Source organism: Roseixanthobacter liquoris (assembly GCF_043195135.2).
In the GTDB taxonomy this organism is placed as follows: domain Bacteria; phylum Pseudomonadota; class Alphaproteobacteria; order Rhizobiales; family Xanthobacteraceae; genus NCEH01.
In genome coordinates, this window is the sequence record NZ_CM195537.1 from 4,025,632 (window position 1) to 4,041,900 (window position 16,269).

6 protein-coding genes are annotated in these 16,269 nt (G+C 67.7%); 2 read left to right on the forward strand and 4 right to left on the reverse strand.

The window, feature by feature from the left end; genetic code table 11:
- The first annotated feature begins 54 nt into the window (after positions 1-54).
- Both thpR and V5F84_RS18235 read left to right on the forward strand, forming a co-directional pair.
- Positions 55-639: an RNA 2',3'-cyclic phosphodiesterase gene (thpR, locus tag V5F84_RS18230; RefSeq protein ID WP_394041534.1), complete on the forward strand. Its 585-nt coding sequence runs from the start codon at positions 55-57 to the stop codon at positions 637-639.
- Positions 636-1,079: a YkvA family protein gene (locus V5F84_RS18235; RefSeq protein ID WP_394041535.1), complete on the forward strand. Its 444-nt coding sequence runs from the start codon at positions 636-638 to the stop codon at positions 1,077-1,079. The genes thpR and V5F84_RS18235 overlap by 4 nt, the downstream gene beginning before the upstream one ends.
- Before the next feature lie 143 nt (positions 1,080-1,222).
- Here V5F84_RS18235 and V5F84_RS18240 read toward each other — a convergent pair whose 3' ends face one another.
- From V5F84_RS18240 to asnB, 4 genes are all read right to left on the reverse strand, one after another.
- Positions 1,223-5,191, reverse strand: coding sequence for a serine hydrolase (locus V5F84_RS18240; RefSeq protein WP_394041536.1), 3,969 nt, complete (start codon positions 5,189-5,191; stop codon positions 1,223-1,225).
- 95 nt (positions 5,192-5,286) lie between these two features.
- Entirely contained in the window at positions 5,287-6,933 is a 1,647-nt protein-coding gene (locus V5F84_RS18245) for a cyclic peptide export ABC transporter (RefSeq protein ID WP_394041537.1), read from the reverse strand.
- A gap of 63 nt (positions 6,934-6,996) precedes the next feature.
- The gene (locus V5F84_RS18250) at positions 6,997-14,385 is read right to left on the reverse strand and encodes a non-ribosomal peptide synthetase (RefSeq protein ID WP_394041538.1); all 7,389 of its coding nucleotides are present in this window, start codon (positions 14,383-14,385) and stop codon (positions 6,997-6,999) included.
- 12 nt (positions 14,386-14,397) lie between these two features.
- On the reverse strand, positions 14,398-16,266 hold the full coding sequence (gene asnB / locus V5F84_RS18255; RefSeq protein WP_394041539.1) for an asparagine synthase (glutamine-hydrolyzing): 1,869 nt from the start codon (positions 16,264-16,266) through the stop codon (positions 14,398-14,400).
- Positions 16,267-16,269 lie beyond the last annotated feature (3 nt).

The window sequence follows — 16,269 nt, forward strand, 5'->3', positions numbered from 1 at the left end:
TTTCGGTGAACCGCCGATCGCGGCGGCGCCGAGGTGACGATGAGGAGGCGCCCCATGCCCCGGCTCTTCACCGCGCTCGAGATTCCGAGCCAGATTGGAGACAGCCTGTCCCTCATGCGGGGGGGCCTCTCCGGCGCCCGATGGATGGACCCCGAAAACTACCACGTCACCCTGCGCTTCATCGGCGATGTGGACGACGCCAAGGCCCGCGACATCGCCCTGATGCTCGGGCAGGTGCGCCGCCGCGCCTTCGAGATGAGCATCGGCGGGCTCGACCAGTTCGGGGGCCACAAGCCGCGGGTCATCTACGCCAGCGTGCGCCCCAACCCCGCCTTGCTGGAGCTTCAGGCCGAGCATGAGCGCATCATGCAGCGCCTCGGCCTGCCGGCGGAGCGCAATTACAAGCCGCACGTTACCCTCGCCCGGCTGCGCGACACCTCGAGCCGGCAAGTCGCCGATTATCTCGCCACGCGCGGTTTCTTCCGCAGCGAAAGCTTCCTCGCGACCCGGTTCGTCCTGTTCTCCTCGCGCGATTCGGTCGGCGGCGGCCCCTATGTGGAAGAGGCCGCCTATCCGCTCGACGGGGGCGCGGCCCTGCGTCTTGCGATGCCCGAAGGACATCCCATATCCCTTGCATGAGTGATACCGAACGCGCCCGCTTCCGCTTCGATTGGAGCGCACTGCCCTTCGCGGAACGGCTGAAGGCGGCGAAGGACGAAAACCTCGTCAAGAAAGGCTTCTGGCAGAAGCTGAAAAGCACCGCAGCGCACGTGCCGTTCGCGGAAGATGCGGTGGCGGCCTATTACGCCGCCTTCGACCATGAAACCCCGGTGCGCGTGCGCGCGACTCTGCTGGGTGCGCTCGCCTATTTCATCCTGCCCCTGGACGCCATACCCGACATCCTGCCGGTGATCGGCTTTTCCGACGATGCGGCGGTGCTGTTCCTGGCGTTCCAGGCGCTGACCTCCCACATCACGCCCGCCCATCAGGCGGCGGCGAAGGAGATCATCACGCGGCTGCGCACGGAGAGCGCGGACAATCCCGAGGCGTCCGACGCGCCCGGTCCCGCCGGCGCCTGAGCGCGCGGCCTCCCGCGCGCCTTGCCTTCCGCGCGCCTTGCCTCCCGCGCACCTTTCCGCCGCTCCAATGCGAAACGCCGCTGCCCCGGGCAGCGGCGTTTTTGTTTGGCCTTGGTTCGCCCGCGCGCGGCGCGCGAGATGCCTCAGAAGCGGACCTGAAGCCCGCCGCGCAGCGACTGGTCGGTGCCGACGGTGGAGAAATTCCCGTCATAGGCCGCGAACAGGGACATTTTGTCGGTGGCCGAGAGCGAGAGCCGCGCGCCCACCGGCAGCACCCAGGCATCCTGATTGAAGCCCTGCACCAGGATCGGCGCATAGCCGGGCAGCTGAACATTGGGATTGGCGCTGTCCACCACCACGTCGCGCGCGATGCCGGTCTCGATCTCGCCCGTCAGCCAGCCCGCCCAGCCGAATTGGCGCAGGTTAACCTTCTGCTGCATGGTCACGGTGAATTCCGGCCGCAACAGGGTGTAGTCGCTGCCGCTCCAGGCGGCATTGAGGCCGGGATAGAAGCTGTTCTCGGTATAGCTGTCCACATTGACGTTCAGCAGCGTCAGGGCGGCGCGGGGAATGAAGCTCATCGTCCCCATCTCGACGCTGGTGGAGGCGGCGAGCCGGCCGGCGATGCGCAGATCGTTGAAATTGGCGTTCGTGGCCGCAAGGCCGCCGCCGACCCAATAGGTCTGGTTCGCCTCGTCGTCGCCGCGCCCGATCAGCACCGAGCCGTTCAGCACCACGCGGCCGATTTCGTAGGACGCATAGGCGCCGAGCGAATAGGCGTTGGAGGTATAGTTCGGGCTGGCGGTGCCGGAGGCGTCGGCATTGTTCTGGCTGTAGGTGCCCATCAGGCCGACCACCAGGTTTTTCGCCACTTCCCCGTCCACGCCCAGCATCACGCCGCCGCCGTCCGACTGGATGGTCGGGACGCCGCCATCGGCATAGAGGCGGGTGCGCGAGCCATAGGCATTGGCCCACAGGGCCATGCCGTCGGCGCGCGAGCCCTGGCTGACGGGGCCGATGCCGGTGAGGAAGCCGGTCACATTCTGCCCGCCGTCGGCATTGGCCGCGACCGCCGGCCCGGAGAGGCTGGGCTTGGCGCCCGGCGCGCTCGGCGCGGCATCCTGGAACTGGGCCGCCCGCCGCTCCAGCACATCCAGGCTGCGCAGGGTATCGGCGGCCGCAAGGCGGGTGGTGGCATCCACCTGGAACGGGCTGATCGTCGCCACGTTCACGCCGTTGGCCCCATATTGCGCGCCGACGCCCATGCGGGTGTCGCCGGCGCTGATGGACCCGAACGTGCCCACGATCGTATTCGCCGCGAGGATGTTGTAGATGCCGTTTGCCCCGCCGGTCGCCGGCTGGATGGTGACGCTGCCGCCCCGGAGATCGGCTTCGTTGGTCACGATCAGCTGGTCGCTCAGCCCGGCCCCGTTGGTCTCGATCTGGAGCACGCCGCCATTGGCGACATAATTGCCGACCATCAAGGTGCCGATGCTGTTGCCCGGTGCGATCACGCCGCCCGCGCCGCCCACCGTGCCGTTGACGAAGCCGGTGCCCTGAAGCACCGCCCCGCCGCCGAGGCTGACCGCGCCGACCAGGGTTCCGTCCACCCGCACGTTGTTGAAGCCGGTCACCGAGACATCGCCCAGCATCTGCCCCGAGGATTGCAGGGTGAAGCTGTTGCCATAGCCCGAGGCCAGCAGCGCGAAGAGCGAGACGCTGGTATCCGCCGCGAGGCTGCCCCCCACGATGGCGCTGTTGCCGGATCCGGCAAGGCCGATCTGCCCGGACATGCCGCCGTTCATCTGGAAGCTGTTGGCGCTGCCGGAAATCTGCACCTGGCCGGAGACCGAGCCGCCGGCATTCACCTGCGCCTGGTTCTGCGAACCCGCCATTTCAAGCGCGACATTGGTCGCCTGGGGAATGGTGAAGGACGGCGTCGCGGTGCCGGCGGCATTCTGCTGCGCGATATAGTTCTGAAGATAGGCGTTCGCGGACGTGACCTTGCCCGAGATGACAAGGCCGTTGCCGGAGCCGGAGACGGAGATGCGCCCGTCCACCTCGCCGGTGGAGCCGATCTGCGCGATGCCGCCGGTGCCGCTCAAGGCGAGCGCCTGGTCGCTGGCCGTATTGGCGATGAAGGGCGCGACGCCGTTCTGGTAGCCGAACGCCGCCGACGGGATCATCGAGACGGCGGGCGAGGTGATGGTCCCGGCGATGGAGGCGCGGTTGTTCTGCCCGGCCAGGGCCACGAGGCCGGTAACGCCGCCATCGAGGGTCAGCGTATTGCTCGACCCGTTGAGGGCCACGGTGCCGAGCACGGCGCCGGTGGATTGAACATTGGTGGTGTTCTGCGTGCCGTTCACCAATACGGCGTAGGAGTCGCCGCCATAGGTGTTGATGGTGCCGCCGATATTCGCCTTATTGTTCGACCCCGCCATGGAGATGGCGGCGGAATTGTCGCCCCACAATTCCAGGATGGCGCCGGAAGTCAGGTTCAGCGTCGCATCCCCCTGAAGCGCGACGCCGGAAATATTGCTGCCGAACACCGCGAGGCTCGGGCGCGGTACGGTGATCGCGCTGACGGAACCGGTGGGGTTCGCCTGGTTCTGATAATAGATCGTCGGATCGACATACCAGGACCCGATCGTGCTGCCCGACGGGCCGAGGGTGAGCGTCTGGCCCTTCACGTCGAGCGAGGACGTGCGCACATTGTCGCCGGTGCAAACCGTGCTGGTAGCGGAGACCTTCGTCGGGCTGGCACCGAAGCTACAGCTGCCCTGGGTGGTGGTGGCGAGCACCACATTGCGGTCGAGCGCCCACACCAGCGGCACGGAGGTATAGTCGCCGATCTGGTAGCCATAGGGCGCGAACCAATTCTGCGCGCCGAAGAAGGGGAACCAATAGGCGGCGTTCGACTGATAGCCGAGGAAGTTGATGGCATAGGCGAAGTCGGTCGCCGTATTGTAGAACAGCGACGATGTATAGCCCGCGATCAGGCCGCTGTGGCCGATCAGCTCGCCGCCCGTGCCGAAGCTCGGCATCTGGTAGAGCGCGAGGCCGTAATAGGACGGGATCGAGCCCACCGAGCCGGGATAGATGAAATCGGTGCGCTGGGCCTGCATGCTGGCGCTCAGCAGGCCATTGTCGTTGGTGGCGATCTCGCGCACCCATTTCAGCTCGTCCGATGGGGTGGAGAGCATCGCGCCCGCCGCCCAGGGCACCTGCGGATCGACGAAGCTCATGTTGTAGGCGCTGCCGGCGGGCACCGTATAGGGCGCCTGGGTCACCAGATACTGGTTGGAGCCGGCGTAATTGGCGGTGGTGAACTGGTCGGTATAGGGAAAGGCGGAATTCTTCATCCCCATGGGCGTGAAGACCAGGTCCTGCGCGAGCTTCTCCATCGCGGTGCCGGTCACGCTCTGCGCGATCAGGCCCAGCAGGACGAAATTGGTGTTGGCATAGGCCATCTGGCCGACCGCGCCGGCCTTCTGGGCGCCGGTGTTCATTGCCTGCACGACCGCCTGGATCAGCTGCTCCGGGGTGTAGTTCGCGCTGCCGTAGGGACCGTTCGGGCTGTTGAAATTGGCCCATTCCTGAAGGATCGTCTCCCCCGGGACATGCAGGGAGGGCGAGACCAGATATTCCGGCAGGCCGCTGGTCATGCTCATCACGTTGCGGACGGTGATGACGTTGCCGTTCGGAATATTCAGGCCCGCGACATAGGTATTGATCGGCGCGTCAAGGTTGATCAGCCCCTGGTCCGCGAGACGCATCACCACCGTGCCGGTGATGGTCTTGGAAGCGCTGCCGATGCGGAACTGGGTGTCGGAGGTGATCGGGCGGGTATGCTGCACGTCGGCATAGCCGGCGGTGCCGACCCAGGACTTGGTGCCGCCGTTCCAGCTCACCGCGATCGAGATGCCCTCGATATTGTTCTGGGAATAGACCGAATCCAGGAAGCCCTGGAGCACCGGCATGAGTTGCGCCGACTGAAGGTCGGTCTGCCCCGCGAAGGCGGGCGAGAGCGCCAGCGCCCCGCACGCCACACCGGCCGCCAGGCGGCGCAATTGCCGCGACACAACCCCGTTTCCCGCGCACTGAATCCTCATGGCCCCGCCTCCATGGTGAACAATGGATTGCAATTCTGACATCAGCAATTATCGGTTGTAGAACGACGCTGGCGTGACGTAATCCGAAAAACACGTCAGGCCGGCGCCTGTTCCAGCGCTTTTCCTTCGCCTCGGACAATCTTTAGCCGGCCTGTATCCATATGCACATGTAGATCGGCCACATCGAAATAAGCATCGTCATGCGTAATGGCGATGACGGTCACGCCCTTTTCCTTCAGCAAAGGGAGGATGACGCGATAAAACTTCTCGCGAAAATAGGGATCTTGGTCGGCTGCCCATTCATCGAAGATGCACACGGGCCGCGCTTCGAGAATGGCGGCGATCATCGCGAGGCGCTTGCGTTGCCCGCCGGAGAGCTTGGTGGTGCTGAAGCGGTTGTTTTCCAGCCGCGACTTGTGCTGCATCTCAAGCAGCTCGAACAGCTCCGACACCACCACCGGGTCCGGCGCGGGCTGCCCGTAAAGTTCGGCGAACAGGTGATTGTCGGAAAAAATCACCGAAAACAGGTTGCGATAATCCTGGATGTTGAACGGACCGATGGTCGTGCGGTCCACCCGGATCGTCCCGCCCTGGTTGGGATAGAGCCCGATCAGCATGCGCACGAAGGTGGTCTTGCCCGAGCCGTTGCCGCCGGTGATGAAAATGGTCTGCCCGCGCCGGATGGTGAGGTCGATCGGGCCGACCGTGAACGGCCGGTCCCCACCCGCCGGGGCATGGGCGAAGCTGGCGCCGTCGAGCACGATGGTGTCGAAAGCGGCCAGGCTGGAGACGCCGCCGTTCTTGTGCCCGTTGATGCGTCCGAGCCGCTCCTGAAGCCGCATGATGTTCTCGGCGGCGGCATTGGCATTCGTGAAGATGGGAATGGAGCCCACCACGTTCGACACCGGGCCGATCATGAACAGGCTGGCGGTGGTGGTCATCACCACCACCTGCGTATAGGCCTCGCTCACCGCGGGCACCACGAACACCATCACCCCGGTGAGCAGGAAGAAGGTGACCTGCGAAAACACGAAATCGGTGGCATAGGTGGTCTGCGTGCGGATGCGCAGGCGCGTCACCCGGTGCGAGATCGCCTCGATGCGCTGGGCAATGGCGTGGGCCCGCGCATCGCTCATCTTCACCTCCTTGAAGCCCTCCAGCATGTCGCTCATGCTTTCGATCAGGAGGTTTTCCTGCTCGAAGGATTCGCGCAGCTCGGCCTTCACCTGGGTGTTGCGCGACATGTGCACCAGCGCCCCGATGATGGTGCACGCAGCCGAAAGGATGAACGCGGTCCACGACAGGAACGCCATGTAGATCATGGTGAACACCACCAGGATCGCGCTCTGGATGCCGATCACCAGATTGGGCGCCGCCTGCGAGAGGATCAGGGTTTCGCGGGTGAGGCAGGAATAGATTTCCGCCCGGCCCACATCCTCCAGTTCGAGATATTCGGCGCGGCGCGCGCGGGCGATCAGGCGCACGCGCATGCGGTCCACCAATTGCTCCACCCGGTGGCACACCTCCACCATCAGGCTGCGCTGGGTATAGACGAACACGAAGATGGTGATGCCGAACAGCAGCAGGTTGACGAGATTGCCTTCCTTGTCCTGCACGTGGCTGGCGGCAAGATTGATGATGGCGAGGATGCCGGCATTGGAGAGGCCGGACACGGCCGCGAGGATCAGGAAGCGCGCGCCCCCCACCCCCGCTTCCTTCTGGAACAGCCGCAGAACCTTCATGACCCGCCTTCCCGCACCCGCGTTTTCTCCGCTCCTGCGTGTGTCACCGCCGGGGCATCTCCCTCATTGCGCCAGCAGCAGGCGGTCGAGATCGTCCAGGCTGAGGTCGCCATAGGTGAAATCGGACGGCGTCGCCTCCGAACCGTCGCGACCGAGGCAATGGGCGAGCACGGCGCGCACCTGCGCGAGGAAGCGCGCGCACAGCGCCTGGGCATCGGTGGCGGCGAAATGGCCGCCGTCCATCTCCAGGCTCACGCAGAGCTTTCCGTCCTCCACCGAGGCGAGGATCTCGATCGCGTGCGGCCGCGCGGTCTGCGGCGCGAGGGCTTGGCCGGGCGTGTTCCAGTCGATGGTGAACGTGCCCGTCCGCGCGCCGCTCGACAGCACGCCGAGATAATTGAAGCCCACCTGCGGCCGCAGCGCGGCAAGCCCGATCTCGCCGGCGAACTGGCGCAACAGGGGATAGCTCCAGCCCTGGTCGGGCGTGCGGCGGGCGCTTTCCTTCACGCCACGGATGGTCGATCCAAGATCCCCGCCCACATGCACCTTCAAGGGATGGAAGACCGTGAACCAGCCGACCGTGCGGCTCACATCCGGGAGGTCGTCGCCGAACAAATCGGCGAACGGATAGTCGCGGCCGTGGCCTTCCACATTCACCAGCGCGCTGCGCCGGCCGAACTGCTGTTCCAGGGCCAGCGCGAGGGCGGCGAGCAGAAGGTCCTGCACATTGGTGGTGTAGGCGCCGTTCGCGCCTTCCAGCAGGCGCGCGGTCTCCTCCCCATCAAGATGCCCCTCCGCGCGGACCATGTCGGAGAGCCGCGCCGGGCCGGTCCATTCGGGCAGGAGCGCGGGCTCCTCCTCCAGAGCGCGCCAGAAATTCAGGCGGTGCGCCCAATCCACCTTGGCGCGGATTTTCTCCAGTGCCAGCGCATGGTCGCGATAGGAGGCGGTCTTCTGCGGCAGGCGCGGTCGGGCGCCGGCGCGCGCGGCCTGATACGCCGTCTCGAAATCCTCCAGCAGGATCGACCAGGACACCGCATCCACCACGAGATGGTGCGCCACCAGCAGCAGCCGGTCGCAATCGGCCCCATGGGCGAGCAAAGCGGCCAGCAAGGGGGTTTCGTCGAGCGCGAAGCTGGCCTGAAGGGCGTCGGCGGCGACCTCGAAGGCGGCTGCGTCCGCCTCGGCTTCGGCGGGCAGGTCGATCTCCGCGAGGGTGGGGGCGCGCTCGGGGGCGGCGAACACCTGCGCGCGTCCTTCGGCCCCGACGAAGGCGGCGCGCAGGGCATCATGCTGCGTCCATAGCGCGGCGAGCGCCGCCCGCGCCGCGTCGCCATGAATGCGCGGCGCGCTCAGGAGCACGCTCTGATTGAAATGATGGGGCGCCTCGGCGGTCTCCAGGAACCAGTGCTGGATCGGCGTCAGCGGCACGGCACCGGTGACCGGGCCCTGGTCCGCCGCCGCGCGCAGCGGCTTCACCACCCGCGCCAGATCCTTCACCGTGGGATTCTGGAACACGTCGCGGATCTCCGCCTTCCAGCCCGCCTGGCGCAGCCGCGAGACGATCTGGATGGCGCGGATGGAATCCCCGCCCAGCGAGAAGAAATCGTCGCCCGTGCCGATCGCCTCGCGCCCCATCACCGCCTGCCAGATGGCCAGAATCTCGGCCTCCAGCGGGGTTGCGGGCGCGCTTGCCGGCGCCGCCGGCGCGCGCAGCGCCGGGAGCGGCAGGGCGGCCTTGTCCACCTTGCCGTTCAGCGTCACCGGCATCTGGTCCAGCTTCACGAAGAAGCTGGGCACCGCATAGGCCGGCACGCTTTTCAGCAGGTGCTGGCGCAGCACGGCGGGCGTCGGCACCTCCTGGCGCGGCACCTTTGCGTCGGCGAACAGGCGCGCATGGAAGGGGGTGCGGCGGAAGCCGTCGCCGAAATGGGCGCTGAGACAGGAGAAGGGCACGTCTTCGCCGCCGGTCCGGCGCACGGTGCCGGTGAGGTGGAAATCCGGATTGAGCCCGTTGGCGCACAGGCGGCGGGAAATGCGCATGGCGATCACATCGCCCGCCTTCACCGCCACCGGCGTGTCGAACACCGGCAGATAGACCGGCAGCCAGGAGCCCGGATTGTCCAGGATATCCACCACCGAGTGCTCGTCCACGCCGAGACGCAGCCACACCAGGAAGCCCGTCACCTCGCAATCGCGCGCGAGGGTCAGCGCCACGTCTTCGTCCGCCTCGAGCGCGGCATCGGCCGTATAGTCGAGATATTCGAACGGCGCGTCGTCGGAGACGATGGCCTCGCGCGGGCAATTCTTCAGGCACAGCCGCAGATCGAAGGGATGGCCGACCTCGGCGAAGATCTTCTCCACATAATGGGCGGCGATATCGGAGAAGCCCGCAGCGATCTGGTCCGCCGGCAGCGCCAGGGCGGCGATGCGGGTGTCCGAGAACATGGGATACATGGCGGCGGGATCGGCCAGCAGGTGGCGCGCGCCATTGATGATCTTGGCCGAGCCTTCCGCCCCGCCGATGGCCCCGACGATCTCGGAGATGCAGGCGTCCACCTTCTCCGGCAATTCCACCGTCATGGCATCGCCGTGGATCACAATGATGCGGTCGGAAAGCCCGAGCTTTTCCACCGTCTCGCGGGCCTTGCGGGCGGTGGTCTCCAGCCGGTCCACCGCATAGACCTTGCGCGCGCCGGCCTCCACCGCGAGGCGGGCGAGGATCGCGAGCGGGCCGGTGCCGATGTCCACCACGCTCTTGCCCGGAAGATGGCGCGCGAAGGCGGCGCGATAACGCGCGTTGCGGCCCTCGTCGGCGGCCATGGCGCCATAGGCGACATCGTCATAGACGAAGAATTCGGCCACCGAGGGCCACAGCTCCACTTTCTCCTCGGCGCAATAATAGGCCGCGAGCACGAGCGAGCCGTCGTCCCGCTCCAGGGGCGCCACATGAACGTCGCGCAGGCCCTCCACCTGGCGCAGGGCGGCTTCCACCTCGCCCAGCTCCACGCGGTGGCCGGCGACCTTCACCTGGTCGTCCATGCGGCCGAGGCAATCCACCGAACCGTCGGCGCGCCAGGCGCCGAAATCGCCGGTGCGATAGAGCCGCGCGCCGGTGCGCGGATGGGTGATGAAAGCGCGCGCCGTGCGCCCCTCGTCGCCCTGATAGCCGCGCGCGAGCCCGAGCCCGCCGAGATAGATCTCACCCGGCACGCCGATGGGCGCGGGCTCCAGGTTCTCATCGAGAATATGCAGGCTGGTGTTGGGCAGCGGCCGGCCGATGGGCAGGCGCGCGCCCTGGGCGTCGTCCGCCCGCACGCGGTGCACCGTGGCGCAGACCGAGAATTCGGTCGGGCCATAGGCGTTATAGGCGCGCAGCCGGCCGGCATGGGCGCAGAGTTCCTCCACCGGCGCGGCCTCGCCGGCGGTGATCAGCACCTTCAGGGCGGCGAGCGGGGCGCCGTCCAGCGCGCGCAGATAGGTGGGCGGCAAGGTGACGATGGTGGTCGAGGTGCGCGCCAGCGCTTCGACGAACAGGCCGGTGTTCTCCAGCGTGGCGCGCGAGGGCAGCACCACGCACGCGCCGGCGAACAGGGCCATGAACAGATTGGCGAGCGAGGCATCGAACGAGGGCGAGGCGAACTGCATCACCTTGTCGTCCGGCGCGATCTCGAACGCCGCGACCTGCGCCAGCGACATGTTCACGAAGCCGGCATGCTCCACCATCACCGCCTTCGGCTCACCGGTGGAGCCGGAGGTGAAGATCACATAGGCGACCTCCCCCGGCGCGCTACGGTCGAGCGACGGCGCGATCTCCTGTGCGGCAAGAACCGCCGCCACGCTCGCCTGCGGCAGGGCGCTATCGGCGATGCGCTCGGCATCGGTATCGGCCAGGATCAGCCGGCATTCGGCGCGCGCCAGCATGAAGTCGATGCGGGCGCGGGGCAATTCCCCATCCACCGGCACATAGACCGCCCCGGCTTTCAGGATGGCGAGCAGCGCCACCAGGGATTCGATGGAGCGATGGGCGAGCACCGCCACCCGGTCGCCCGCCGCGATGGCATGATCCCTCACCAGCAGCGCGGCCAGGCGATCGCTCGCGGCATCGAGCGTGGCATAGGTCAGCGCGCGGCCGTCTTCGTCTTCCACCGCGGGGCGATCGGCATGGGCCGCCGCCATGGCGCGGAAGGCGCCGACCATGGTCGCGGGCGCGCGGGCAACGCTCGGCCCCTGCGCGAATTCGGCGATCCGCGCGGCTTCCTGCGGCGGCACCAGCGGCAGGCGCGCCACCGGCAAGCTGACGTCCTCAAGCGCCGCGCCGGCCATGTGGGCGAACTGGGCGCCGGCCCGTTCGATCCGGTCGGCATCGAACAGGTCGCTGTTGTAATTGAGGTCGAGGATCAGCGCCCCGTCTTCCTCCTGGAAGTGGAACACCATGTCGTAGCGCGAGAAATTCCAGGCGTTGCGGTCGCCGAACGGGGCGATGGAGACGCCCTCCAGGGTGAGATCCACGCCGGCGAAATTTTGCAGCACGATCATGGCGTCGAACAAGGGCGAGCGGCTCATGTCCCGCTCGATCGGAAGTTCGTTCACCAAGGTGTCGAAGGGGTAATCCTGGTGCGCCAGGGCGGCGTTCACCGTCGCGGCGACGCGTTGAAGGAAGGCGGCGAAGCTCTCCCCCTCCGCGCGCGCATCGCGCAGGGCGAGCGTGTTCACATAATAGCCGATCTGGTGCTCCAGCGCGGCATCGGCGCGGCCCGCCACCGGGCAGCCGAGCACCAGTTCGTTCTGGCCGGAATAGCGGTGCAGGAACGCCTTGGTGAGCGCGGTGAGCACCACGAACAGGGTCGTTCCGGTGCGCTGGGCCAGGGCCTCCACCGCGCCCATGGCCGTCGCGCCGAGATCGAAGCGGGCGGTGCGCCCGGTCAAGGTCTGCACCGGCGGACGGGCCCGGTCGCGCGGCAGGTCGAGCGGCGGCACGGGGGTCGCGAACTGGTCCAGCCAGAATGCCCGATCGGCGGCAAGGGCGCCGCTGGCCGCGCGCTCCGCCTGCCACACGGCGACATCGCGCATCTGCACGCCGAGCGCCGGCAACACCGGCTGGCGATGCTGGCGCAGCGCCGCGTAGCACTCGGCCAGCTCGCGCACCAGCACGCTGAGCGACCAGACGTCGGCGACGATGTGGTGGATGTTGAACAGCAGCAGATAAGCGGGCACGCCGCTTTCGTCCGGCAGGCGCACCAGCACCACGCGCATCAGCGGGCCGGCCATAAGATCGAAGCGATGGGCGCCGTTGGCGGCGGCGAGCCGCGCGGCCTCGCCTTTCGGGTCGGCATGGCGGCGCAGGTCCACCTGCTCCAGCCGCCAGGGCAGCTCGGCATGCACCACCTGCGCGCCGGCGCCGTCCGGGCCTTCGCGGAAGGTGGTGCGCAAGGATTCGTGGCGCGCGATCAGCAGCGCGAACGCCCGCTCCAGCGCGTCCTCGTCCAGCGCGCCATGGAGTTCATAGGTCTCGAAGAGATTATAGGCGGTGGGCGCGACGCCCAGCCGGTCGAGCCGCCACAGGCGGTTCTGCGCGGGGGTCGCGGGATAGACCTCCGCCGGCGCCGCGCGGGGAATGGAAACCTGCGGGGCGGCCTGCGGGCGGGCCGCGTCCACCAGCGCCGCGAGCGCGCGGATGTGGGGAGCGGCGAAGAAATCCTTCAGGCTCACCTCGACCGCGAGCGCCTGGTAGATCTTCTGCACGGCGCGGATGGCTTTCAGCGAATCCCCGCCGAAATCGTGGAAGCGGGTCTCAACGCTCACCTTGCTGAGGCCGAACAGCTCGGCCCAGATCTCCGCGAGCGCCGTCTCCGTGGCGGTCTGCGCCGGCACGAAGCCGTGCTGGGCGTAGAACAATTCCTCCGGGCGCGGCAGGGCCTTGCGGTTCAGCTTGCCGGAGATGGTGGTGGGCAAAGCCTCCAGCGGCAGGAACACCCGCGGCTGCATGGCGGCGGGCAGCGATCTGCCCAGTTCGCCCTTCAGAAGGTCCACCGAAAGCGGCGCCGCCGCGCCGTCGGCGCGCACGTAATAGCCCACCAGCACGGGCATCTGCCCCTCGCCCTCCTGGAGCGCGGCGGCAGCGGCGGCGATGCCGGGCACGGCGCGCAGGGCGGCTTCGATCTCGCCCAATTCGATGCGCACGCCGTTGATCTTCACCTGATTGTCCTGCCGGCCGAGGCATTCCACCGTGCCGTCCGGCAGCAGGCGGCCGAGGTCGCCGGTCTTGTAGAGGCGCGGTGCGCCCTCCCCCTCCAGCGGATTGGCGATGAAGGCGGCCGCCGTCAGCTCGGGATCATTGAGATAGCCGAGCGAGGGATAGGCGGTCTCGATATGGATCTCGCCGATCTGGTTCACCGCGCAGGCGCGGCCGTTGACGAGCACCAGCACCCGCGTATCCGGCAGCGGCCGGCCGATGGGCAGCACGCGCCGCAGGTCCGCCGGCAATGCGCCGACCCGGTGGAACACCTTGGCGAGCGTGGTTTCGGACGGGCCATAGAGATTGACCACCTCCGCCCCCTCCCCCGCCGCGGCGCGCCAGGCGGCGACATCGGCGCCGAGCAGCGGCTCGCCCGCCACCAGCAGGTGCTTCAATGCGGGCAAGGGATCCGCCTCGCCCCGCCGCTCCAGCTCACGGGTGAGGAGACGCAGCACGGTCGGCACGCAATGCACCAGCGTGACGCCCGCCGCTTTCAGGGCGTCCACCAGATGGCGCGGCGACAGGCGGGTGTCTTCGTCCACGGCGCAGAGCGTGCCGCCGACCATGAGCGGCACCAGGATATCGCGCAGGCTCACGTCGAACGTGACCGGCGCCAGCCAGGAGCCGCGCGTCGTCTGCGTGAGGGCGAATTCGCCGATCTCCCAGCGCAGGAAGTGGGAGAGGCTGCGATGCGGGCCGAGAATGGCCTTCGGCGCACCGGTGGAGCCGGAGGTGAACATGACATAGGCCGCGTCCGTCGGCCCGATGCGCCGTTCCGGGGCCGGCGCGCCGGCATCCGCGCAATCGTCCAGCGCGATGATTTCCACCGGCCCTTCGGCCTGCGCCTGCGTCGCCGCGAGGCGCGCGCGCAGATCCTCCGCCAGCGCGGCCTCGGTGAGGATGACGCGGCTCTGCGCCTTGTTCAGATAGGTGCGCAGGCGCTGTTCCGGCAGGTCCGGCGGCAGCGGCAGGAAGGCGCCGCCCGCCTTGCCGGTGCCGAGCAGGGCCGCCACATAATCGGTCCCCGCCGGCAGGAACAGACCGACGATGGCATTGCGGCCCACGCCCGCCTGCACGAGCCGCGCCGCGATGGCATTCGCGCGCCGCTCGAGCGCGGCATAGGTGACGGCACCGTCGCCCCGCAGAACGGCAACGGCGTCGGGCCGGGCCGCCGCCTGAAGCTCGAACTGGTCGACATAGGAAGCGCGTTGCATGGATCTGTCCCGTCAGGAGAGCTGCGGCAGGGCAAAGTGTTCGCGAAGCAGGCCAAAGGTGAGCACGACCATGAGAAAGTCGTCCTCGAAGGTCTGGTTCAGCTCGGTCTTCGGATTGAGGTATTGGGCCTTGAGATGGGCGATGGCGGCGGGGTTGAAATAGCCGTCGGCGCGGATGCGGTCCTCGTCCAGCAGGTCGAGCACCTGCGGCTCGCGCGCGCGCAGCAGGCGGGCGCTGGAATGGGCGACGAAGGAGAATTTCTTGCGGTCCACGATCTCCGCCGGCAGATAGCGCCGCGCCACCTGCTTGAGGACGAACTTCTCCTCGCCGCCCTGCACCATCAGCGCAGGCGGAATGCGCCGCGCCACGTCGATGACGCCGATGTCGAGGAAGGGATAGCGCGCCTCCACCGAATTGGCGAAGCTCACCCGGTCGCCATGATCGGCCAGCAGATGGTCCGCCATGCGCAGCTTGAAATCGAGATAAGAGCGGATGTGGAAGGGATGGCGGCCGGCGATCTGGCTGCGGTCCACAACGTCCCCGGCGAGGCAATCGAAGCTGTCGAAGCGCGCGGCCACCGCATCGGCATAGAGGCCCTGGCGGTTCTCGCGGCTGGCGGCGTAATTCTTCTCGTAGAAAAAGCTGGGATCGCCCCACAGGCGCTCGCGCCATTCCGCCTCGATCATCTCGTCGAGATCGAGGCTTTCCGCCGCCGCGCCGCGTTCCATGTCGAGCCGATAGCCCACATAGCCGCCGAACAGCTCGTCCGCGCCCTCGCCCGTGAGCACCACTTTCAGGCCGGCGTCGCGCACCATGGCGGAGAGCAGGAGCGAGCAGACATTGTAGGATTCGCGCAGCGGCGCCTCGGCGCAGCGCACGATGTCGGCGAGGCGCCGCGAGAGGACGGAAGGATCCACCTCCGCCTCGTGATGCACGGTGCCGAGGATCTTCGCCATCAGCCGCTGGGGACCGCGCTCGTCCATGGCGCGGTCGGGAAAGGTGATGGAGAAGGTGTGACGCGTGGATGCGCCCGCCACATCGGCCACGATGGCGGCGATGAGCGAGGAATCCAATCCGCCCGAGAGATAGCCGCCCACCGGCACATCGGCCTGGAGGCGATAGCGCACCGCCTGCCGTAGCGCCGCGTCCAGCTCCTCCACGCACTCTTCCAGCCGGCGCGGCGCGATGTCCTGCGCGAGGGGATAATCGAGATCCCAGTATTTCTGCACCCGCAGCGGCGTGTCCGGGTCCGCCACCAGCACATGGCCAGGCGGCAGGCTCTTCACCTCGGCGAAGATGGTGCGGGGCGAGACGAGGCCGGGAAAGGTGAAGATCTGGTCGAGCGCGGTCAGGTCCACCGTGCGTTCCAGGGCGTTGTTCGACAGCAGGGCGCGGATTTCCGAGCCGAACATCAAGAGCCCGTCGCGCTCGGCATAGAAGAGCGGCGCGATGCCCACCTGGTCGCGGCCGAGCACGAGCTGGCGGGTCGTCCGGTCGAATACGGCGAACGCGAACTGGCCGTTGATGCGGCGGGCGAATTCGACGCCATATTCGGCGAACAGCGCGGGCACCAGCTCGGTGTCGCAGCGGGTGGCGAAGCGGTGACCCCGGCTTTCGAGATCGGAGCGCAATTCGGCGTAATTATAGATCTCGCCGTTGCAGATGCCCACCACCCGCCCCTCGGCCGCGAACATGGGCTGGCGGCCGGCGGCAAGATCGACGATCGAGAGCCGGCGGAAGCCGAGGCTCACCACCTCGTCGCTGAAAAAGCCCTCATCGTCCGGCCCGCGATGGCGCAGCGTATCGGCCATGCGGACGATGAGATCGTCCGCAACCTTGGGGCCGGGGTGGCGCCTGAGATGTCCGACAATTCCGCACATGGC